The sequence below is a fragment of the Magnetospira sp. QH-2 genome (assembly GCF_000968135.1).
GTDB lineage: Bacteria > Pseudomonadota > Alphaproteobacteria > Rhodospirillales > Magnetospiraceae > Magnetospira.
Map to the genome: position 1 here is coordinate 2,394,875 of NZ_FO538765.1, position 20,692 is coordinate 2,415,566.

The window sequence follows — 20,692 nt, forward strand, 5'->3', positions numbered from 1 at the left end:
AACTGATCACCCCGCCTTCTCTAATCCCGCCAATACGGCGCGGAAGCTGCTTAGACCTGCTTCCAGATTTTCGATAATCTCTTCCGCCAACACGTCCGGTTCGGGCAGGTTTTCGAGGTCGGTGAGGCTTTTGTCTTTTAGCCAAAACACATCGAGGCTGGTTTTGTCTCGGGCGATCAGTTCTTCGTAACTGAACCTGCGCCACCGGCCTTCCGGGTTAGTCTCCGCATCCCATGTTTCCTTGCGCTCATGCCGGTTGGCCGGGTGATAGCATTCGATAAACTCGGCCAGGTTCTCGAACGCCATCGGTTTTTTCTTCAGAGTATGGTGAACATTGGTCCGGTAATCGTAATACCAGACCTCCTTGGTCCACGGGTCCGGACTGGCCTCGTGGTTATCAAAGAAGATCACGTTCGCCTTGACGCCATTGGCGTAAAAAATGCCAGTGGGCAGGCGCAAGATCGTGTGCAGGTCGGTGTTTTGCAGGAGCTTCTTGCGGATGGTTTCGCCTGCCCCGCCTTCAAACAGCACATTGTCCGGCACCACGACGGCGGCCCTGCCCGTTGTCCTCAGCATGGTGCGGATATGCTGCACAAAATTGAGCTGTTTGTTCGAGGTGGTTGCCCAAAAATCCTGCCGGTTATAGGTCAGGTCATCGCGTTCCTGTTCTCCCTCCTCATTGGTAAAGCTCATGCTGCTTTTCTTGCCGAAGGGTGGATTGGCGAGCACGTAATCAAAGCTCTCGGGACTGGGTGCAACCAAAGCGTCATTGGGGGAAATCATCACCTCGCCATCAATATCGCCGATGTTATGCAGAAACATGTTCATCAGGCACAGACGGCGGGTATTGGCGACAATCTCGTTACCGAAGAAGGTCTTGAACTTCAGGAACGTCTTTTGTTCCTTGTCTAGACGGTGGTTGTCCGCGTTCGTCAAGAAGTCATAAGCGGCCAGCAAGAACCCGCCGGTACCGGAAGCAGGGTCGGCAATGGTCTTACCGGGCTCTGGCCGCACACATTCCACCATCGCCCGGATCAATGCGCGCGGGGTAAAATACTGACCCGCGCCCGATTTGGTGTCCTCAGCGTTCTTTTCCAGCAAGCCTTCATAGATATCGCCCTTGATATCCGCGCCCATCATCACCCATTGCACACCATCCACCATATCGATCAGGCGATAGAGCTTGGCCGGGTCTTGAATTTTGTTTTGCGCCTTGGTGAAGATTTGCCCCAACATTCCCTTGCTTTGCCCGAGGGTACGCAAGAGCTCAATATAATGCCCCTCCAGTTCTGCGCCCCGCTCGGCCTTCAGCGCCTGCCAATTGTATTCAGCCGGAATACCCACATCGCGGTTATAGGGCGGCTTGGCATATTCATCCGCCATCTTCAGGAAGATCAGATAGGTGAGTTGTTCAAGATAATCGCCATAGCTCACCCCGTCGTCGCGCAACGTGGTACAGAAACTCCAGACTTTTGAAATTATGGGGGCGGTGTTCATTATTCTTCCTCATTATTATCATTGGCCCCAAGGCGCACTTTTTGGAAAGAAATAGAGCATTGAAAGCCCATTTCCGTGATGTAGGAATGGGCATGCATAAGTTCGTAACGGGACATGAACGGCAGACTATCAACTGTCAAATTGTTCCTGTCGCTTAGGATGCAGAATATCACTTCATATTCATTAGTAGTGATATCTGGACGATCATCGGGGATAACCGCTTTAAAAGCGTCTTTGTCTTTATCGCACTCGCAATCGTCGATGTGAGCTTTCATGCCGATGCGGCAGGGTTGCTCCTTTATAAAGGATTCCGAATAAAACCGGCCTTGAGAAAACAAATGGCTTATTGAGGCTGTGCCAGAAGAATAGCGCTTCACATGGACAAATTTCTTACCCCGATGCAGCAGGTCACAAACCTCATAGCGCTTATCACCACCAATTTCGATTTTCCCTTTGTCGAAAAGAAATAGGTCATCAGAATCATCTGCGGCGCTGGTATTATAGACTTCCTCGCGATTTTTGTTCTGCCCGGCATCCCAAATAGAAATATCGCGAGGCAGATAGTCTGGATCTATGACATTGATTGCTGCGATGGAATCGTTCACTTCTTGAAGAAAATTCGCCGATATCTTCTTCCAGTCGCCCATACTCAGGATATAGGTTTCCCCATCCAGCTCTGTTTCAGCGACCACACACTTATAGACAGACCACTTATTTTTTTTCAAATGACCAGTTTCTGTATCGCGAAGCGCGATTTTCATATTTTTCAGACTTTGAATACTCGCCCGCTCACTAAATGCTCTTGGTTTCTGCGCAAGCAATTCTGCGAGGTCCAGGTCGTCGTATTGCGTTGCGTCATCCTCTACAGAATACTGAAACCGGTACCGGTCATAGTCGAGAAATTCTGGAGGTGCTAAATGCACCCTCTCCAAAGTACCGTTTTTTACCTGTTCGAAGACAAGCGCGTCTAACTGCTCAACGGTTTCCTTATCTGTTTCGGAATGGAATTTGTCATAGCTGGTGAATACAGACTGATAATCCGTTTTCTTGCTGGCCTCTCCGAGGGCATAAACGCGCCTGACAAGAGTTTCCCAGTCAATCTCGTCGTCACTCTTTCTCAACTTGATCGAGATACTTTCTTTACCCTTCAAAGAACCGATAAACGCATATTCTGGTTTTGCAAAACCAGCGACAGAGCGTAGGATTTCCCGCTCTTCGTTAATGCTGAAGACTGCTAGCCGTGCGCCGGCGCTTGCCTGCTTTTCTGTTTGAGTTGAAATCGCTTCATGCACACTGGTTTGAATTCTTTTGAGGCCATTCTCATCACAAATGTTCATAGCGGCCAGAATGCCGAAGTCTCTAATGATTTTGTCCCGGTCCATGGGGCTATCACCCCCTAGCCCAAACGCCAGTGCGAAAAACTCTGCTTGACCGTTATTTACGATTTTAACTATCGCAAGTGCAGAGGGGTATTTATTCCAGGCCCTGAATTCAAACCGCTCACCATCGGCACGGCCAGTATTTAAAAAAGCCAGCCACGGCACATCATTTTCTGTTTTGTCTGAACCGGGCAAAACACGATAAGCCACTCGAACTTCCACCTCTTCAAATCCCTCGATCTCGGGTATGTTGATAGGTGAAAGCTGCTCCTCTTCTCCCTTCAAACAATCATCGAAGTTTGCCACGGCGGGTTTAAATTTAAAGAGGTTTACTTTTTCCAGCGCCATCTATTTACCTCCCCAACCAAAAAGCTGCCCCAATGCGAGAATGTTCCCCAAGAGTGACAAGGCGATCATTCCGAAACCGATAATTGGGTGGTGCGAAAACCACGACATAAAGGCGCTTATGCTATGTCCGTAGACCTCACGCCAACTTGCGTTGGTTTTCAACTCCCCTTCAAAAGCCAACTGACACAGGTTTGACAGAAGGTCGGTTTTGGCCAATGTCGATTGGTGAAGCGCGACATAGTTTTTCTGGTCAAACAGGTCAGCTTCCTCCTTGCCCGTTTTGAAATTGTTGCTGGAGATTTTGTTCTTGTCGCGAAGGCTCTCCAGCCTCGGATGCCCGCTATAGGCCTTGCCATAAATTCCGATCAGAATGCGAGACAGGTCATACTTGTTGGCGTCCTGAATGACGTAAGGCTCGCCACCAAGAATTTTCAACCTCAGCTCCAGCGCATGGAACCCGTAGTTTTCATCCCGCATATTCCAATGGAGCCACTTGTGTTCCTTGCGCTCCTTGGCCAGCGCAAAGAAGTTCTCCAGCATCTCCTTTTCAAGCTCGTCATAGTGCCCTTCCAGTTCGTCAACAGAATGCCCCTTCAGTTCACTGTATTTGTGAATTGAAAATGACTGTGTCTGGGCTGTTTTCAGGTTTCGGACGGCAATGGACGTAACGCGCGGGGAGGTCCCGTCAGGACGATCAAAGAAGCTCTCACAGGAATAGTGAATGACGCTGACCTGTTCAGGATGTTGCCATAACTCCTGCAAATCGCTCCGGGCCTGTTTCTGACGCTCATGAACCCGGCTCATCTCGCCTTCCCCTTCTTGGCTTTCTTAACCGCCGACTTCTCCGCCTTAATCCGTTCTAATAGAACTGAAGCCGGTTCGTCGTTCGGGTCTTGCGGGACAAGCTGGCCGGAAAAGGCCTTTTTCAAGATGGATTGGCGGAGGGCATCGCATCTGCGAAGGTCTTCTAAAAGACCGACAAGACAGCTACTGATTTTCGAGAGTTCGGCTTCAAGAACCTTAAGAATTTCGGCTTGTTCTTCCTCAGAGCATAATGGAACAGGGATATTCTTTACGTCGCCGCCCGATACACCGGACTGCCCCGCTGTGGTTCTGATTTTTGTTTCTATATATTTTCTGGACTCACCAGAGCTTACTGCTTTTTCAACGAAACCGGATAGAACTGAAGGCGTTCCAAGCTTTGTCCGGATCAATTTATCTGGATAAAGGTGTTCTTCCTGTGAAATATACTGTGCACATACACCGACGTAAGCCCGAGAACCATTATATCGAGTGAACACAAGATCGCCTGTTTCCAATCGAAATTCGTTGAAAACACCGGATGAGTTGTCGATGTATCTGACATCGTTGAGATCGAATTCCATTGGCCGCACAGCACTTATGCGAAAGATTTTACAGCCAGAGTTCCCCTCGGGTTTCTGGGATATGCCATTTTTTACGACTTCGCATAATCCGCCATAACGAGCCCAACCCCACCCAAGCGGCAAATCTGAAAGCTCTATTTGAGAATCAACATGTAAAGACTCTGGCTTTTTCGGTTTTGTTGGCTTCTTTCCCGGTTTGCCGACGGCTTCCCATTGGTTGACAGTGGCTTTCCAGTCGATGAGTTGTTGTTGGTAACGGGCTTCGCGCTCAGACTTGATGCGTTCAAGAAGGTGGTCGGCGGGCTCCAGCCTGTCCTTGTTGGCCTCGCGCCATTCTGCGGTCAGCTTGCCTTCAAAGGCATGTTTCAAAATCGCCTGACGATAGACCTGCAATTGCGCCTTGGCGGTTTGCAGGCTTTCGATCCCCTTATCAAGTTCCGAGAACAGCTCCTCAATCTTCGCTACGATGCGGCGTTGCTCGTTGGTTGGTGCAACGGGGATAGAAAAATCTTTTAAAGATGGGACTTCAATGCTGTGAACGGTCGTCCCGTCCTTTGTGCATCCGTTCAAGATGTCTCGCGCGAGAGCTCTTAAGCACCATCCAAGGTACTCTGATCCGACCGCGACATTGGGGACAATCGCTTTTAAATCTTGATTTACTGTCACCGCATTCTTTGCTGTTGCGACTGGAAATGAATGGGCCAAGATTCCTGATCTCGTAACGAACAGAACTGAGTTTTGCGGGATCATTTTTGCGGCAGAATTATCGACCGCGCTCTTTGAAATATGGTCCTTCGTATCGACTATTTGATGCGACTTCATATCCTTTGGTGAAACCCAAGGAATTGATCCTTGCCAAAACTCATCGCGCGATTTGCTCGGGGTTCCTCCCCCTAACCATTGGCCCACATCAGACAACGGCCAAACCTCCCATGTTTGTGGCAGGCCTGCTGCTTCAATACTCATTACTATCCCCCCACTCGATGATCTGGCATATGGCGGCCTTTAGGACCGCCAGGCATATTTCCGCCGTATGGTTGTCCGGCGTGAACCCGGAGGCCATTTGCTGAAAGGGGTGAATGTAGTTTCTGAAGTCCCGCAGGTGGTCGCTGAACTTGCGCACGTCCTGACGCAATGCTTTGACTTCGTGTGCAACGGCGACGAATTCCGCCAGTTTCCACTGATCAAATGTCTTGGCATTTCCTTGCCGGGTCTTGGGCGCGGAAGCCGCCTTATTAAATAATTTGGGATTAGCCTGTGACAGGCCTAGCAGGACCGCCTCAAGAATGCTGCCGCTAAGGATGACAGCCGAAAGATTTGCGCCGGCATTGAAGCATTTTTCGGTTTCTTGGAAACGCTGCTCAATGACAGGGATCAGGCTGCTTTCAATTGGCAATTTTTCGAAACGTATGTCCTTGAATATCTGCTTCAGGAAGTCTTCTTCGGTGATTTCCTGATTGTCATTTTGACCCCTGTTCCCCAACAGCCGTTGAACCGCCAGCCACGATTTTTTGTAAGAAATCTGATCTGTCAGGTCTTCGTCTCTCGCTTCGGCCAGCTCAAGGCCATATTCAACAAGCGCTTTCAGTAAACGGCCAGTTCGCTCATCCTCTTCTTTCTCCCAAAAACAGCGCAAGTGTTTGGCCTTGGAAGAGCCGTTACCATCATAGTCGCCGCCATAAATATCAACATTCACGGCATCGAATACAAACTCCTGAAAAGTACGGTCCGAGAAATTCAGAACATAGCCGCTGCCCATGCCCAAGAAGTCTTCCAAATGGCGTTTTTCCGCAAACTTCAAACTACTCATCTCGCCGCCACCGCCTCATTCACTTCAAAACCCATATCAATTTCCCCCAATCGCATTCATGAGGCGCTTGATTTCCACGAAGAGGAAAAGCTCGTCATCTTGGGTTATGAGGCGGGAATGCATGGTATCCACGCGGACGGGGTAGAGCCTTTGAAAGCTCTCCCGCACATTTTCCGGCCTATGGAAAATGGTTGAGAAAACATCACCCCAGTTGTCTCTTTTACAGATGATCAGTTCATAATCGGTGAAATCCGCATAGGCGATAAGAGGCTGAATTTCCCTCCGGTTGTTCCTAGCCTTCTCCTGTTTTTCCTTCCACTTGTCCGCAAGCCCGTTTGGCAATCTGCGATCAGGCCAATCATCCCCGTATTGCGCCGTCATTGCCCTGTGAATGAACCGGCGCAAGTTCATTTCCATTCTGGTCAACCAATCATGCGCCCGATTGGTGCGGGCAAATTCATCCTCGCCATATTGATCGGAATCGGTCGAAACGGGGTTTCCATAGAGGTCTATCAATTGAGGTCGATCGGTGGTCAACCCGGCAAGATCAATAGCCTCTTCAAACGCCTCGGCGGGGAAGTTCGTCAGGTCCGGGTTAAAGCCAAGTTCTTCATAGTGCTCTGCCCGTTCCTCATAATCTGTTAGGGATTCATCGGACCAAGTGATCGGATCGCGCCAATCCCCCAACTCCACCCGGAGACCAGCCGCAATATTCACATCAAATGATTTGAACCGTGCAACGGTTTGTCCAATCACCTGCAACTGGGCAAGACCATTCACCGAATGAACGGCATTTGAGATTTCCAACCACGGGGTTTTCATTTCCTGCATGGTCTGTTGAATTGACGCAAACTGCTTTTGCTGTTCCGCCAGCCTCCGAAATACGCCGCTATTTTGGTAGCTAGAAAGTAACCGAATTTGTTCAGTTACATCAGGCAGCTTAAATTGCGCCTCGAATGCGGCCATTGCCCCTTTCAGCGGAGCCATGTCTCGGTTGATTTTGGCCATTGCGCTTAATGCGCCTGACCTCTCCAGACTGGCCAATGGCCCTTCCATAAGCCTCATCATGGACTTATGTCGTTCAACTTCTTTCGTCAGTATACGCGCGGTCGCCGAATGCCCATCCATGATCCTTGAAAATTTTCCAAGTCCTGAATGAGCCTCCAGAACCTTCAACGCCTTTTGAGCCGTATTTAGGTCATTGGCTATATCGGTTATCCGCTTGCTCATGCCGCCAACGCCTCATTCAACTCGTCAATTACCGCGTCCATTTGATCGCCGAAAAGCTGATGCATTTTGCCCATGCCGCCTTGGGTATCGAAGGGAGAAACCTCCAGATCATCCCGGTCCATATGGAATGAGGTGATGATGTGATCGCGGATCATGCGGAGCCATGCCATTTGCTCTTCATTGAATTTCTGTCCGCCGCCGCTGTGGCGTTTCATGACCCAGTCCTGAAAATTACGGCGCACGGTTTCCGAATAAGGGGAGACCGTTTGATCAATGCCGCAGACACGGCGGATCAGAGCAATGAGCGCGGTCATTTCCTTCAGCGGCTGTTCCCCCTTGTAGTCGTCCAGCAAAGCATAGGCCTGCCAAATACGGAGTGGAGCCAGCACGGGTTTGTCTGCCTTCAGCCTGTCCAGTACTTCGCGGATCATGTCGTAGGTCAGCGCACTGCGCCGGTGTGGCTCGCTGTAAAAGATGGTCAGGGCATCGATCTCATCGCGGTTTTCTTCCAGCCAAGTCTCGAAATCACCAGTCATTTTTCTGGCGTTTTCTTCCGCGTCCCCATCCCATTCCGCACGTAAAACCTTGTCCAGATTGTCATGGTCAATGGTTTGCTCCTTGGCGCGGCGGATATTGTCGATCAGGTCGATTAGCTCACCCGTGAAAACGCGGCTGGCCTCACCGACCATTTCTTCCTGTGCCTTGGTCCGGCTTTCCGACGACGGTTCTTCACCTGCGGCAAGGCCATCCAATTCACGGGCCTTGGCCTCCACTTGGTCAGGATCGATGGCGTTCAACAGACCACTGGTAATGTCATTCAGATTCCGGCCATCGGTCTTTTCGACAATTTTGGCGTGATCGGTATCGTCCAACTGCTTGTCTAACCGCGCCAAACGTCCGGCAAGGGAACTGACGGTATCTTCGTCCCGTGCACCCATCATGATTCCCATCATCAGATCCTTGATGGGTATGGTGGGTTTGGTGATTAACGGCTGGCTCGCCGTCTTGATTGACTTGGTGACGCCGATGGCGTCCACAATCACATAATGGGTCTTGGCGCTCGCCGCCGAAGGCGTCACCTTTTTCAAACTATCGTGGTCAAGGGTACGGGTGCCGCGCCCTTTCATCTGTTCAAAATAGTTGCGGCTTTTCACATCCCGCATAAACAGAAGACATTCCAGCGCCTTCACGTCCGTACCCGTGGCTATCATATCCACGGTCACGGCGATACGCGGGTTATAGTCGTTGCGGAATTGGGCCAGAACGGATTTCGGGTCTTCCTTGGCCTGATAGGTCACTTTCTTACAGAATTCGTTTCCTTCGCCGAATTCCTCCCGCACGGTCTGAATGATGTCGTCGGCGTGGCTGTCGGTTTTCGCGAAGATCAGGGTTTTGGGGACTTCGGTTCGGCCCGGAAAGATTTCCGGCCATTTATCGCGGAATGTTTGGATAACAGTTCGGATTTGATCCGGGTTGACGATATCCCGGTCTAATTGCTTAGCCGTATAGGTCTCGTCTTCGTCCTGAAGCTCCCACCGTTTGCGGCGGGATAGTTTCTCCCGCCTTTCAACTTGCTGCTTTGCCTTCAGGGTGCCGCCTTGTTTGGTGCGTTCCGTTTCAATGACATAGATTTCATTGCCTACATTCACACCATCGGCCACAGCCTTTTCGTGATCGTATTCACTAACTACATTCTTTTTGAAGAAACCGTAGGTGCGGTTGTCCGGCGTGGCCGTCAGGCCGATCAGGTAGCCGTCGAAATACTCAAGCACCTGCCGCCACAGGTTATAGATGGAGCGGTGGCATTCATCGATGACGATGAAATCAAAATACTCTGGCGGAATCTTCTCGTTATAGACTACCGGCATGGGCTCTTTACGCTGCACCAGTTCCGCCGGGTTGACCTCTTCCGCTCCCTCATCAAGCGGCTGGTCCTTTAATAGGGAATACATGCGCTGGATCGTACTGATACAGACTTGGGCGTCTCCGGCCACGTAGGAAGATTGCAGACGCTGTACGTTGTAGAGCTCCCGAAATTTCCTGTTGTCGTCGTTAGGCACGTAATTCGTAAATTCCTGCTCGGCCTGTTCGCCAAGATTTTTGGTATCCACAAGGAACAAGACGCGCTTGGCGTCCGCGAATTTCAAAAGTCTGTAAATGAAGGTAATAGCGGTAAAGGTTTTTCCCGAACCGGTCGCCATCTGGATAAGGGCACGAGGCTTATCTTTCTTGAAAGAGCCATCCAGATTTTCAATGGCCGTAATCTGGCAATCTCGCAACCCTTCATGGTCAAGCTCCGGCAAAGATTGAAGCCGGGCACGAAGAGAGGCGGGTTTGGATAGCCATTCCTGCAAGGTTTCGGGCCTGTGAAAGCTGAAAACTTCCCGCGCGCGCGGGTGCGGATCGCGGGTGTCGGTAAACCTTGTGATGACGCCCGTACTCTCATAGAGGAATGGCCGCTCGATTTCCTGCGCAATATATTTGGCCCCGGCCTCCGCATAGCCTTTGGTTTGTTCCTCAACAACGGTGATATTTTGCGCCTTGTCTTCCCGCTTAGCTTCAACATGCCCCACCGGCTTACCATCAACAAACAACAGATAATCGGTAGGGCCAACGTCTGTCGGGTATTCTCGGATCGCTACGCCCAAAGACGCGTGCAGGTCGATCTTGTCCTTGTCCTGAACAGCCCAACCGGAAGCAATAAGCATCTGATCGATGTTATCCCGCGCTTTTTGTTCCGCTGTCTGGTTCTTGTCCATTCTATTCCACCTGCCGACTCTTCAGCGCTTGAGTATCGATCCAAGCCTCAATCTCGCTCCGGCGGAACCGCCACGATCCGCCCACCTTGAAACCTGGGATTTTCCCCTCGGCAACCAGACGGTAGGCCGTTTTCTCTTTGATCTTGAGATATTCGGCCACCTCTTTGATGGTCAGGATGTCATCGGTCATGGTGCAGGCTCGCGAAACGAAACTGATCTGAGAAAATATGGGAGAATCGAGAAACAATCAATCTTCGAGTGTTACATGTTGACTTTCTACTCTAACGACGTGTCAGTCGCCGATTTGCTCCGCGCTCCATAAGCCCTCAAATGGGCAATGGAGAACAAGGATATGCGGCAATTACTCTCTTTGGCGAAGGTTATTGGCTTCACGGTTTTGAAGCTTCCCCTGATCATGATCGTTCTGGCGTTGTGGCTGGCGCTCGGTGACTCGGTCTCACGACATGGCTTTGGCGACCTTTGGTCAATCTTGATTGCCGCCTTGGCCGTGACCGGGCTCATTGCCATAGCTATCCGCCTCATCCGCAAACGCCAAAAGCCCTTTGGCGATGCCTCCTTTGCCAGCGCCCTGGCGATTGAGCGGGCCGGGCTTCGCTGGCATGGTCGCATACTTGGCCTCAAAAACCGGCGGTTCATCCGGTTCGACCGGCCTGGTCATCTATTGACCTTTGCGCCAACACGTTCCGGCAAGGGTGTGGGTGTCGTCATTCCGAACCTGCTCGATCATCCCGGCTCGGTCGTGGTCACGGATATCAAAGGCGAGAACTACCGGATCACCGCCAATCATCGCCGGAAGCTCGGTCCCGTTTGGGCCTTTGCGCCCTTCGACGATGATATCGAAAGCGCCTGTTTCAATCCCCTCGACTTCATCCGCACCGGAACAGATTATGACGTGGATGATGCCCGCCTGATTGCAGAGATGATTGTCGCACCGGTTTACAAGGAACCGGACCATTGGGAACGCGAGGCACGCGCCCTCGTCATGGGTCTACTGCTTTTCATCGCCACCGACCTGCCCCAGGGCCGCCGGAACCTGCGCGAACTTCGTAGTTTGTTAATGCGTGACCGGGAAGGATTTCAGGCGACCTTGCAGGCCATGGCGGAAAGCAAACATCCTGTGGTTGCCCGAACCGCAAGGGGCTTCAGCCAGAAAGAAGACAAGGAACGCTCCGCCGTGGTTTCGACAGCGCAAGGCAATACCGAGGCCTTCGACAGCCCACAAATTTCGGCCATCACCAGCAAATCCACCTTCCGCCTGAAAGACCTAAAGGACCAGGTGGCAAGCCTCTATCTGATCGTGCCGCCTGAGTATGTGGCCAGCTATCAGCCGTTCCTCCGCCTCGTCGTCGGACTGGCCTGTGCCGCCATGACAAGGAACCGGCGGCTGCCCCGCCATCAAGTTCTATTCCTGCTTGATGAGCTTCCCGCCCTCGGCAACATGACGCCCATCGAGAACGGCATCGGATACCTTGCCGGATACGGGGTTTCACTCTGGCTGTTCGTGCAGGACCTGGATCAGCTTCAACAAACCTATCGCAAATGGCGGTCGATGATTGCCAACTGTGCCGTTCGCCAGGCCTTCAACGTCCAAGACCCAGAGACCGCCAAGCTACTCTCGGAAATGCTCGGGCAACGAACGGTCAAAACCCGCTCCACCGGCAAATCCGGACGCTTCGCCTGGTTGGGCCTTCCATCCGGCGTCAACGAAAACGAAGGCGAAACCGGTCGCCCGCTGCTGGCTCCCGACGAAATCATGCGCTTGCCGGACGAGACTCTACTTCTCTTTACCCAAGGCTGCCGCCCAATTCTCGGGCGTAAGGTCAAATATTTCGAAGACCGGCGGTTCAAGCGAAAAGCGACAAAATGGAAGATGGGTGAAGAAGAGAAGCGCCAGGACGACATTATCGCCGAGCTGCTCAAGTATGAGATTTAATCCTCAAACAAACCAATATTGATATCCAGCGCCTTGCCGCATTCCCGCTTGCGCCAAATCTAATCGCCGTCAGGAATGCGCCATCACCAGACAGGCTCACCTATTATTGACGATCAATATTGTTGCAGTTTCCGCAATAGCAATTTGCACATTCATCGCCGCCGTAGCTCTCCTGCATTTCTTTGGAAAATTCAATTCCAGAAGGCGTCTCTTCCGGCACATCATTTGTAGTTTTAAACAAACTCATCAGCTCTTCCATCACCACTTCTCCTCTAGTCACGCACAGTGGGCACCACCGCAGGATTGTACTATACTTTCAGGATCATATACAGCCCAATTCATCGGACACCCCCCAGCACATTCCTCCCACCAAGAACAGTCTTTGCAGGCATCTGCAGGGTAGGCCAAAATCCTATCGTAGGCTTGAGCACTATTCTCATTATTCATCAATTCCAACAATGAGCTGGCATCGTGGAAATCATGTCCATAAGTGCCCAACGGATATTCATATAGTCCGTTGCAAAGAAGAACACTCCCATTCGTGTCAAATATAAGCCCGTTCTTTTTTTGGAGCTGGCAAACGCTGTAAATCTGCTTTCTACTTTTCAATAATTCAATAAAACCATCGCTCCAAATGCAAAACGGAACATTCATTTCGAAAAAAAGACGGCCTTCAGTAATTTCATGAAGAGACGGGTACATCTCTTCAATATTCTTAGCTAACTCTCGAGGCTCTTCCATGTATTCAGAAATTACAGCCCCATCTTTAAACGAGGGGTGGCAAAAATCTATCTTTACCGAATTCGCTCCAGCATCTATGGCATACCCAACTATCTCACCAAGATTTTTCTTGTATAGCGAGTTGTATGTAATTCCGACACCGACACTTCCGAACTCTTCAACGTAGCGCCTAATTCCAACGGCGACCTTTCCAAAAACACCCTGCTTAACCCCAACGATATCGACAAATTGCTCCGAGTTCCCAGCTTTCACAGAAATGCCAGCGTTTGTGCAGGGGTTTGCCTTGTACTTTTCCCAAAAGCGATCATTTCCGAAATTGACAGAATTTGTAACTAGAGACGTATCTATTCCGACACCCCGACAAAAGGAATTAAAGTCGAAAAGATGCCGCCACAAACTGGGCTCCCCCCCAATTAACCGGACAGGAGAAATTCTAAGATCACAAAGGATATTTGTTAGGTCTTGTGCAAGTTCCAAGTCCATTTCGTCTTGGCCTTGATACTGAGTGCCTTCTGCGTAACACCACTTACACCTAAGCTGACATGCTCTATTTACAGTCAACCATGCACCTATTGGGTTAACTTTCGCCATTCCCTACTCACACACCATAAAATAGTTATGCACAGCTACCACTATACCATAGATTATCTTGTCAGCCTAAAAAACTTCGTACCAGCATCTGTTGGTTCGAATTGGCGTCAGAACACTTTCAATCCTCAAACAATCCGATATTGATATCCAGTGCCTTGCCGCGTTCCCGCTTGCGCTGCTGTTCCAATCGCTTTTCGGCCTGAACACGGCGGGCACGGTCGAGCTGGATTTTCCGATCCTCGGCCAGGCCACTCTTGTAAATGGCCTCGGTGGTGACGCGGGTGAGCGCCCGCGCCCGGCGTCGGACCTTGGTGATCATAATTTTCTTCAGGCGTTCCGACGTGCCGATATTTCGCTCGAACAACTCCAGGTCACGGATTGCCTTTCTTGTTTTGCGACGAGCGATTTCGACCTTGTGCTGGGCATGGCCCAGGCGGCTCATGGCGTCACGGTATTTCTGCCGCCGTTCGGTCAGATACCGGGAGAGCTTCTTCGCTTCCACCCGGTCGGGACTGCGGTCACCGAAAATCTCTATGTCGTCGAGAATGCCTTTCTTGAAGGGTTCCTTTTTTACCCGCTTCGCGGCTTTCTCGAAGTTCTCCGGTGTGAAGAAGCGAAAGCCCCGTGCTTTCCCCAACACAAGCGGGTTGTCCCGGACCATCTGGTCAGCAACGGCAACACCGTGTTTGCGTTCCAATTCATCCCAAGTTCGTCGAGCCTGACCAGGATCACGATAGACCTTGGCCAGGATATCGATATAGCCCTGCTCTCTCCGGGAAACCCATGCCTTCTGCCGGGCCTCCGAGCGACGGGCGTACATTTGGCCTCGCTCCGCATATTTCACCCGACCACTGGCCGAGCGGTGTGCGGCATCGACCTGTGCCCAATAGCGGAAGTCCATATCCGCCGCGTCGGCCTCCAAAACCGGATCGTCGAACTCCGCAAGGTTATGATCAGGCTCTGAGCCCTCCAGCATTTCGACGGTCCGGCGCTCGCGCTCGGTCATTCCATCCTCGCCAGGCGTCGTCCATTCCTTCTCCTGGCGCGCCAACTCGGCGGAGCGGCGGATCATGTAGCCGTCGAACTCTTCCTCAAAGCGATCCTCCAGCGATTTCAACCGGACGCCCTTGCCCATCTCTGAGAGCTTGGCGAAATGCTCCCCGTTGGTGATGACAAGCCCCTGACCCTTGCGCTCCAGGGTCAGTCCTCGGCTTTCCAAACGTTGCGCAAGGTCGTCCCAGTTTTTGGACTCGCTGAAATCTTGATAGAGCCGTTCGCGAAGCGCCTGGACGGCTTCCTTGGCGAAGGGTTGTTGCGGTTGCCGTCCCTCGCGACGAGCCTTCCAGTATTCCGCATCCGAGACAGTACCTCCGGGAGCAAAACCGTCTTCCCGGTCCATGTCCCGGATCAATTCACGATCCTTCAGAACATTCAGATCGTACTCAATCGCCCTCGCCCGAACGATCTCCTTCAGGCGCTTTCCGTCCTGGTGACGGTCATAGGCAAGACCCCGCACCGGATGGACACGATTGACCAGAAAATGCAGGTGGGGATGGTCCGTGTCCTGGTGGGAATAGACCAGGGCTTGATGCTCAGTCAGCCCCATATCTTCGATCACCTTCCCGGCGATTTCCCTCTTCACCCTCTCCGTCACTTTTCCTTTCGCGGCATCCTCCGGATCGAAGGTGACGATGAAGTGGTATTCGGGCTGTTTGCAGCGGACGGACTTGGCAGCAGTCGCCTCCATCACAGCGGCGGCAGCACGTGGATCGGTCGTCTGAAGGTTATGGCCAAACACAAACTCGACACGATCCGGAGAGTGGCCTTTGGTGAGCCCGGCTAGATAAAGAGCCGATGCCTTGAAGCTCTCCGGCTGGCGTTTGGGGACCTTGAACCGCATCGGATCATTCCGTTGATCCGGGTGGTTGCTTCGCCGCCTCGTGCAGTGGTTCAAGGACCGATTGCAGGATATCGAGGGTCTCCTTGATTTCCTCGTCCTTGATCTCCTTGCCGGAGTTGGCGCTTCGTGCCAGGGCGTTGACCACATGCCCGGCGGCGTTCAGCCGCTCCATCGTTTCCGAAATAAGCGGGATCAAATCTTCGCGGTCCATCAGCCGCTCTACCATATCGCCGCCGACATAGCGCGCCCATTTGCCAAAGTTCTCATCCTCCAGGGCGGCTTCCAGTTGGGCGAAGTTCGTGGCGATGGATGTGAGCTCGTAGAGCAGGTCGTTGAAGATCCGTTCCCGCTCCGGCTTGGCCTTGGGTCTGCGACCGAACAGGACCTCCCGCGCATAAGCCGTGTAGGGCAAACCGGCTTGCATGGCGAGCCGCTTCAACTCGTGCATCTCGGAAGGCGTCAGCCGGATACGCAGATACTCGCTCCGGCGCTGATCCGGACTTAAGGGAGGACGCGCCATGGCCGAACCTCTCGTGCTGATAAAGAAGCCTCGCAGAGCAAGATAGCGGAGCTTGAGACCTCGATAGATGGTCGAATGCCAAGCCTGTTGGAACCCAAAAAAACCATGCCGATCAGGTGCGCAGCACCTCGGGCCGCCGGCAGGCGGGCCAGATCATCGGCAGAGTTTTTGGGGTACAACATCCATCTTGCCTCCCGAGTGTGGAACATTAACGCTTACCCCTATTATGGGGACTGCTCCGTCGGATCGCAAGATTATGACGCCTATTCAATACGTTATGACGGCAGTTGTCAATGATTTTGGGGCGTTTTCAACAACCTCCAACAGCTTTGAGACGGCCTCAACCGGGATCAACAGCGTTTTTCAGACTTCAGACATAAGAAAACCCGACACCGGTTAGGGTGCCGGGCTACCGCCCAGGTAGGATCGTTAGAGGTTAATAGTCGGCCATGTAATAGACATATTCACCAGCTTGCAATGCGGCCCTTGCCTTGGTCACGAATGCCAGATCGTCTTCCTTTTCACTGCCATCCGACCAGCCGAAAAACACGCCGTCGGTGAAGGGAAGTCGATTGGTTACGATGTCCATCTCCAGCCTGTCCAGGTCTTCCAATGTCAGTTGGACACAACGGCAATTGAAGCGGCGATACGTGCCACCCTTTGCCAGGTAGAGCTGCCACATCCAACCGTGCAGATCAGGATGCTTGCGCCAGGAGTGAAGTTCATTGTCCCAGTCGCCGGGGTTCATGCCGAAATCGACTTCCCCTCTTGGTGCTATCTTTGATTTGTATGCATTCATATCCAGTCCCATTGTTTGTTCCTTTCGTTGATTGTTGTCTGTCCTGAAGGACGCGGAACAAAGGGCGGTCGGTATGAGCAGAAGGCGTCATGGCCAACACGGTCCCGCCAAAGGCGGGAGTGGTGCGGGCGGCCATTGACGACAAAGCGCCGACCGTAAGAGACGCGGATATGACCTTCGGGCCGACAACGGGGAAAGGACGGACGAGACTGTTTAGGCTGACATAGAAAAAGCCCCACATGAGCATGTGAAGCTAGATCGGTCGCGGCATTAATCTACCATAATTTCGATGGACGTACCGTTTGGAACGGGATCATTGGTGATGAAATATCCAATACGATTTACAAGGTGAAAACCGCTTCCGATCCGCATCCTCGCATCTTCGCCGTCGAGCAAAGTCCAGATTTTTTCCGGAGAACAACTCCTCACGAAGCATAGTTCCTCCCCGTAAGTTTCAAACATTGCACCTTCGAATGGAGCGTTCTTATCGAATTCATTGTGTATGGGACGATAGCGTTCCCGCCATGTATCGTAGTCGATTTGTATGATTTCCGTATTCACTGAATTACCCTTTCGATAACTGAGGGCCACCCCGAAGGGCGGCCCGGTATTGGTTAGGACCAGATCAGACTGTAGGTGCCATCCTGCTCGGTCAGGTTTGCGTAGATCGGACCGGCGAAGGTCGGGTCTTGCAGTTTGAGGCTGACGTATTCCCGCTTGGTCTTTTTGCTGACGCGGGTCCAACCGGCTCCCAAGTCGATGTCACCGTTTGCCTTGACGCGGAAGTCGGGCTCCTTGTCGCCGCTGGTTTCGACCGCGATGATCTCAACCTCAGCTTCGACCGTCAGGGTCTTGATCGAGCCTTTGTAGCCCTTGCCCGTCTTTTGGAATGTTCCGATGGTTGCCATTGTTCAAATCTCCTTGTTTGGTTCCAGACCGCGCCCTTCGCGGCCTTTCCTGCCAAATGAACAGGCGGCGGGCCCGACGGACGTTGCATCTCGAAGGGGGCATCTCGAAGAGAAACCACGAAGAGACTTGACGGTTAATTGACCGTTTTTTGCCTCGCGAGGAATGGCGGGAACCGCCAGGGGAAAAAACGCGGCCATTAATCGTTGCGACGGACGGCACCGCCGACACATTGGCAAAGGAAAAGGCCGCCAGCGAAGGGACGTGTTTGGCCAAACGAAGGAGACGTGCTGAACGGCAACGGCAGAGGAGGCAATAACCGGACGGCAAGGGACTGAAGACTGCTCCGACGGAACTGGAGGATATCGAGAACACCGGGGGAACCCGACAATCCGTGTTCCGACCGGTTCAATGCGTGGCGACAGATGCTGCCGGTAACACGGCTAGTTTTCCAGCGGGAACAAGGGCCGCATTCGCCCCGGCCCAAGCCCGGCATGATTACCGGGCTAGCCCGAGACGGCACCGGTCAGGTTTTGATCCTGCCAAGTTCTCGCGCTTCATCGGCATAGGCCGAAAGGGATTTCTTTGCCGTGAAATGACGGTCCCGTTCAATGCCGAGTGCGCCGCCCATGAGTTTGAGTTCCGCCAATTCGGACAATCGAACGCTCCCAAGTTCCGGACAGCCGAAACCCAGATCACAAAGTCCAAATGCGATGTCCGGCTCTTCCGGGTCCAGTTCCGTCAAAAGCCAGGTGCCGCCGCCACACGGATTAAACAGTTTTACGACCGGCCAGAAGTCATGGGTCGGGCCGTCGCTTTCCGGATTGTTCAGACGGTCCGCGTTTTTCTGGCCATTCGCCAAAAGTTTTTCTAGCTGCTGTTTGGTTATCAGCAACATTCCTTGACCACCCGCACCCCTGATCGATGCCTTCAAATCAAAATCTCTAATCTTCATGATATTCACTCCAATGCTTAATCCTTGCAGGGACACCCCCGCGCTATTCCTTCTGCCCAGCGGCTGAGCGTCCGGAACATCCAGGGGATGGAGTGAATGGAGTAGGAAAGGACCGAGGACCGATAAGCCAACGGCTCCAACGAGCCGCCTTTCAGGGAAAGGGCATTCGGCCAAACACGTTTATGCGGGCATGGCCGAACGGCGACATTGGAAAAGCCGGTGGCGTTCGGTAAAGCTGAAAAAGGAAGGAAAACGCGTGGAACACGCTACTCTGGATCAGTCAAAGTTAGGCTGGAGAACAAATTTCCATAACGGCAGGTTGTCGCTCTGGTAATCATCAGAAACAATCGACTCAAACCACTCTGGACGGAGTGGCGCATTTATCTGAACCACCTCTCGGCCTTTGACTGTCTCTTCCGCGAAATGCCTAGCGAACATCCGGCTTAGCGATCCGATCATTTCAAAGCCTTCGTTTGATCGCTCGACTGGCTCCCATACAAACTCCAATGAAAGTAGTTCTTCGCCATCGACGATTGGAGTGGGGCCACTCTCCTCCCATTCTCCGTGCTGCATAAATATCCATGCAATTTCGCGTTCGACAGGGTCAACGATCTCATCATCCCCACAATAGACCTTCACATTACCGATGGTGAAATTAACGGAGCCGTCCTCACTGATCGGGCTCGTTTTTTCGGGGTCTGGAACAAGGCGCAAGCGAAGGGGAGGTTTAGTGCCAACCGACCTATCGCCAAGACGCGCAAGTTCATTGGCTTTCATTGCTTGGAACAAGTTGAGGGTTAGTTCTCCATTTTCGTCCACTAGCCTTTCTGGAGAAATCAATGTCCAAACACCCCACCGAGCCCAGAACACTGCCAGCTTCAATTGCGCACCAGTTGCTGCCGCATACGCGCTCAACTTCAAACGATAAGCCGAGCTCATCAGCCTTCGCTCCTGCTTTCCTGGGTCCTCCTCATATACGTTTTTGACCTCGACCAACCAATGTTCTCCATCTTTCAGAACCACCCTGAAATCTGGAACGATATACTCATCCTTTGGGAATACCGAGCCTGTATCTTCTCGTTTGAGCAACGTGAACTCGCCAAGACAAACCGCTAATGCCTCGAACATAGCTTCCACTCGTTGGCCGTGCAGCAACGCTGGGTCAGCAAGCGCTCGCTCGGCCTCACGAGCAACATGACTTGAGAAGCCCAAAATTGCCTTTGGATCACTGAGGAAAACTTTTTGCTCTAATCCATATTTAGCGAGCTGCGATAAAATGTCGAAAGGCTTCGGAGGGTTCATTTACACAATTCCCATCACTCCGTCAGGAGTGATAAATCTCATCTTATCTGTTTCCTAAAAGTTGACGTTCTCAACATCACTAGCGTTCCCTACAAGAACCAGCCCAGGCATAAACGCAAACTGGTCCTTACCAAACACATCCTCTACCGTACCGTCGTCGTGGTACTCTTGATAACCGCTGACCCCTTCAACAATTTGCGAACTGCTCAATAAACCAGATTTAAGCTTGAGCCACGTGTGTGTGCCAGTAAGCGTTGATCCATGTGCATCAATCCCTTGAAGGAAACTCGAGGCCTTTGACATCAGATCATTCGGGTTAGCACCTTCACGCATTATGTGAAACACAACCGCCCCATAAATTGCGTTGTTTTCAAACGCACCAGATAACTCATACATCGAGAGCAGAGAGACTATTCGATTGATGTCTTCCAGTACGCCAGGGAGATTATGGCTACCCAGTTTAGCCTCAGCCATCAAATGAGGAGGCGATAATGTCTCGGACGGCCGAACCAGAATGTCCAAGCGCTTGCTGTCCTTTTTGCCGAATTTGAATTTTCTGATTTTATCCTGCTCTGGAGCATCCCACCCTTTGGAAATTCGGCAAATACCTAGGCTC

At 52.0% G+C, this 20,692-nt stretch carries 18 protein-coding genes; 1 reads left to right on the top strand and 17 read right to left on the bottom strand.

Annotated features, from left to right (window positions below; translation table 11 throughout):
- Window positions 1–6: 6 nt before the first annotated feature.
- The 8 genes from MGMAQ_RS11295 to MGMAQ_RS11330 are packed head-to-tail and all read right to left on the bottom strand — an operon-like array spanning window position 7 to window position 10,598.
- Window positions 7–1,497: a class I SAM-dependent DNA methyltransferase gene (locus tag MGMAQ_RS11295; RefSeq protein WP_046021624.1), complete on the bottom strand. Its 1,491-nt coding sequence runs from the start codon at window positions 1,495–1,497 to the stop codon at window positions 7–9.
- On the bottom strand, window positions 1,497–3,224 hold the full coding sequence (locus MGMAQ_RS11300; RefSeq protein WP_046021625.1) for a DUF6119 family protein: 1,728 nt from the start codon (window positions 3,222–3,224) through the stop codon (window positions 1,497–1,499). The genes MGMAQ_RS11295 and MGMAQ_RS11300 overlap by 1 nt, the downstream gene beginning before the upstream one ends.
- The gene (locus MGMAQ_RS11305) at window positions 3,225–4,028 is read right to left on the bottom strand and encodes a hypothetical protein (RefSeq protein WP_046021626.1); all 804 of its coding nucleotides are present in this window, start codon (window positions 4,026–4,028) and stop codon (window positions 3,225–3,227) included.
- Complete coding sequence (locus tag MGMAQ_RS11310) at window positions 4,025–5,575, bottom strand: restriction endonuclease subunit S (RefSeq protein ID WP_082085399.1); 1,551 nt, start codon at window positions 5,573–5,575, stop codon at window positions 4,025–4,027. Before MGMAQ_RS11310 ends, MGMAQ_RS11305 begins: the two co-directional genes overlap by 4 nt.
- The gene (locus tag MGMAQ_RS11315; RefSeq protein WP_046021627.1) at window positions 5,565–6,419 is read right to left on the bottom strand and encodes a hypothetical protein; all 855 of its coding nucleotides are present in this window, start codon (window positions 6,417–6,419) and stop codon (window positions 5,565–5,567) included. The genes MGMAQ_RS11310 and MGMAQ_RS11315 overlap by 11 nt, the downstream gene beginning before the upstream one ends.
- A gap of 36 nt (window positions 6,420–6,455) precedes the next feature.
- A complete protein-coding gene (locus tag MGMAQ_RS11320) occupies window positions 6,456–7,649 on the bottom strand; it encodes a Swt1 family HEPN domain-containing protein (RefSeq protein ID WP_046021628.1) in 1,194 nt (397 codons plus the stop codon).
- Entirely contained in the window at window positions 7,646–10,408 is a 2,763-nt protein-coding gene (locus MGMAQ_RS11325) for a DEAD/DEAH box helicase family protein (RefSeq protein WP_046021629.1), read from the bottom strand. The genes MGMAQ_RS11320 and MGMAQ_RS11325 overlap by 4 nt, the downstream gene beginning before the upstream one ends.
- 1 nt (window position 10,409) lies before the next feature.
- Window positions 10,410–10,598 carry a helix-turn-helix domain-containing protein gene (locus tag MGMAQ_RS11330; protein WP_046023251.1) on the bottom strand — a complete coding sequence of 63 codons (189 nt, stop codon included), beginning with the start codon at window positions 10,596–10,598 and terminating at the stop codon, window positions 10,410–10,412.
- Window positions 10,599–10,760: 162 nt separating this feature from the next.
- Between MGMAQ_RS11330 and MGMAQ_RS11335 the strand changes: the two genes are divergently transcribed.
- A complete protein-coding gene (locus tag MGMAQ_RS11335) occupies window positions 10,761–12,362 on the top strand; it encodes a type IV secretory system conjugative DNA transfer family protein (protein WP_052716342.1) in 1,602 nt (533 codons plus the stop codon).
- A 103-nt stretch (window positions 12,363–12,465) separates the two neighbouring features.
- On the opposite strand, the gene MGMAQ_RS21075 is transcribed toward MGMAQ_RS11335, so the two are convergent.
- The 9 genes from MGMAQ_RS21075 to MGMAQ_RS11380 all read right to left on the bottom strand — a co-directional run bounded on the left by MGMAQ_RS21075 (window position 12,466) and on the right by MGMAQ_RS11380 (window position 20,598).
- The gene (locus MGMAQ_RS21075; protein ID WP_158498840.1) at window positions 12,466–12,621 is read right to left on the bottom strand and encodes a hypothetical protein; all 156 of its coding nucleotides are present in this window, start codon (window positions 12,619–12,621) and stop codon (window positions 12,466–12,468) included.
- 17 nt (window positions 12,622–12,638) lie between these two features.
- Entirely contained in the window at window positions 12,639–13,694 is a 1,056-nt protein-coding gene (locus MGMAQ_RS11340; protein ID WP_082085400.1) for a radical SAM/SPASM domain-containing protein, read from the bottom strand.
- Between the two features lie 118 nt (window positions 13,695–13,812).
- Complete coding sequence (locus MGMAQ_RS11345) at window positions 13,813–15,594, bottom strand: relaxase/mobilization nuclease domain-containing protein (RefSeq protein ID WP_046021631.1); 1,782 nt, start codon at window positions 15,592–15,594, stop codon at window positions 13,813–13,815.
- A 4-nt stretch (window positions 15,595–15,598) separates the two neighbouring features.
- Window positions 15,599–16,114: a hypothetical protein gene (locus tag MGMAQ_RS11350; protein ID WP_046021632.1), complete on the bottom strand. Its 516-nt coding sequence runs from the start codon at window positions 16,112–16,114 to the stop codon at window positions 15,599–15,601.
- Window positions 16,115–16,550: 436 nt separating this feature from the next.
- Window positions 16,551–16,925 (bottom strand): hypothetical protein, encoded by a 375-nt coding sequence (locus tag MGMAQ_RS11355; protein ID WP_046021633.1) that lies wholly within the window; start codon window positions 16,923–16,925, stop codon window positions 16,551–16,553.
- 602 nt (window positions 16,926–17,527) lie between these two features.
- The gene (locus tag MGMAQ_RS11365; protein ID WP_046021635.1) at window positions 17,528–17,821 is read right to left on the bottom strand and encodes a DUF736 domain-containing protein; all 294 of its coding nucleotides are present in this window, start codon (window positions 17,819–17,821) and stop codon (window positions 17,528–17,530) included.
- 524 nt (window positions 17,822–18,345) lie between these two features.
- Entirely contained in the window at window positions 18,346–18,774 is a 429-nt protein-coding gene (locus tag MGMAQ_RS11370) for a DUF2958 domain-containing protein (RefSeq protein ID WP_252508623.1), read from the bottom strand.
- Between the two features lie 276 nt (window positions 18,775–19,050).
- Window positions 19,051–20,076: a hypothetical protein gene (locus MGMAQ_RS11375; protein WP_046021636.1), complete on the bottom strand. Its 1,026-nt coding sequence runs from the start codon at window positions 20,074–20,076 to the stop codon at window positions 19,051–19,053.
- Between the two features lie 54 nt (window positions 20,077–20,130).
- Window positions 20,131–20,598: a hypothetical protein gene (locus tag MGMAQ_RS11380; protein WP_148560933.1), complete on the bottom strand. Its 468-nt coding sequence runs from the start codon at window positions 20,596–20,598 to the stop codon at window positions 20,131–20,133.
- Window positions 20,599–20,692: the final 94 nt, after the last annotated feature.

Bases quoted from the DNA above. Each gene is read 5' to 3' on its own strand.
- MGMAQ_RS11300 (WP_046021625.1), bottom strand. From the start codon at position 3,224: ATGGCGCTGGAAAAAGTAAACCTCTTTAAATTTAAACCCGCCGTGGCA.
- MGMAQ_RS11355 (WP_046021633.1), bottom strand. From the start codon at position 16,925: ATGGGACTGGATATGAATGCATACAAATCAAAGATAGCACCAAGAGGG.
- MGMAQ_RS21075 (WP_158498840.1), bottom strand. From the start codon at position 12,621: ATGGAAGAGCTGATGAGTTTGTTTAAAACTACAAATGATGTGCCGGAA.
- MGMAQ_RS11370 (WP_252508623.1), bottom strand. From the start codon at position 18,774: ATGAAGATTAGAGATTTTGATTTGAAGGCATCGATCAGGGGTGCGGGT.
- MGMAQ_RS11305 (WP_046021626.1), bottom strand. From the start codon at position 4,028: ATGAGCCGGGTTCATGAGCGTCAGAAACAGGCCCGGAGCGATTTGCAG.
- MGMAQ_RS11335 (WP_052716342.1), top strand. From the start codon at position 10,761: ATGCGGCAATTACTCTCTTTGGCGAAGGTTATTGGCTTCACGGTTTTG.
- MGMAQ_RS11350 (WP_046021632.1), bottom strand. From the start codon at position 16,114: ATGGCGCGTCCTCCCTTAAGTCCGGATCAGCGCCGGAGCGAGTATCTG.
- MGMAQ_RS11375 (WP_046021636.1), bottom strand. From the start codon at position 20,076: ATGAACCCTCCGAAGCCTTTCGACATTTTATCGCAGCTCGCTAAATAT.
- MGMAQ_RS11320 (WP_046021628.1), bottom strand. From the start codon at position 7,649: ATGAGCAAGCGGATAACCGATATAGCCAATGACCTAAATACGGCTCAA.
- MGMAQ_RS11365 (WP_046021635.1), bottom strand. From the start codon at position 17,821: ATGGCAACCATCGGAACATTCCAAAAGACGGGCAAGGGCTACAAAGGC.
- MGMAQ_RS11325 (WP_046021629.1), bottom strand. From the start codon at position 10,408: ATGGACAAGAACCAGACAGCGGAACAAAAAGCGCGGGATAACATCGAT.
- MGMAQ_RS11310 (WP_082085399.1), bottom strand. From the start codon at position 5,575: ATGAGTATTGAAGCAGCAGGCCTGCCACAAACATGGGAGGTTTGGCCG.
- MGMAQ_RS11340 (WP_082085400.1), bottom strand. From the start codon at position 13,694: ATGGCGAAAGTTAACCCAATAGGTGCATGGTTGACTGTAAATAGAGCA.
- MGMAQ_RS11295 (WP_046021624.1), bottom strand. From the start codon at position 1,497: ATGAACACCGCCCCCATAATTTCAAAAGTCTGGAGTTTCTGTACCACG.
- MGMAQ_RS11345 (WP_046021631.1), bottom strand. From the start codon at position 15,594: ATGCGGTTCAAGGTCCCCAAACGCCAGCCGGAGAGCTTCAAGGCATCG.
- MGMAQ_RS11315 (WP_046021627.1), bottom strand. From the start codon at position 6,419: ATGAGTAGTTTGAAGTTTGCGGAAAAACGCCATTTGGAAGACTTCTTG.
- MGMAQ_RS11330 (WP_046023251.1), bottom strand. From the start codon at position 10,598: ATGACCGATGACATCCTGACCATCAAAGAGGTGGCCGAATATCTCAAG.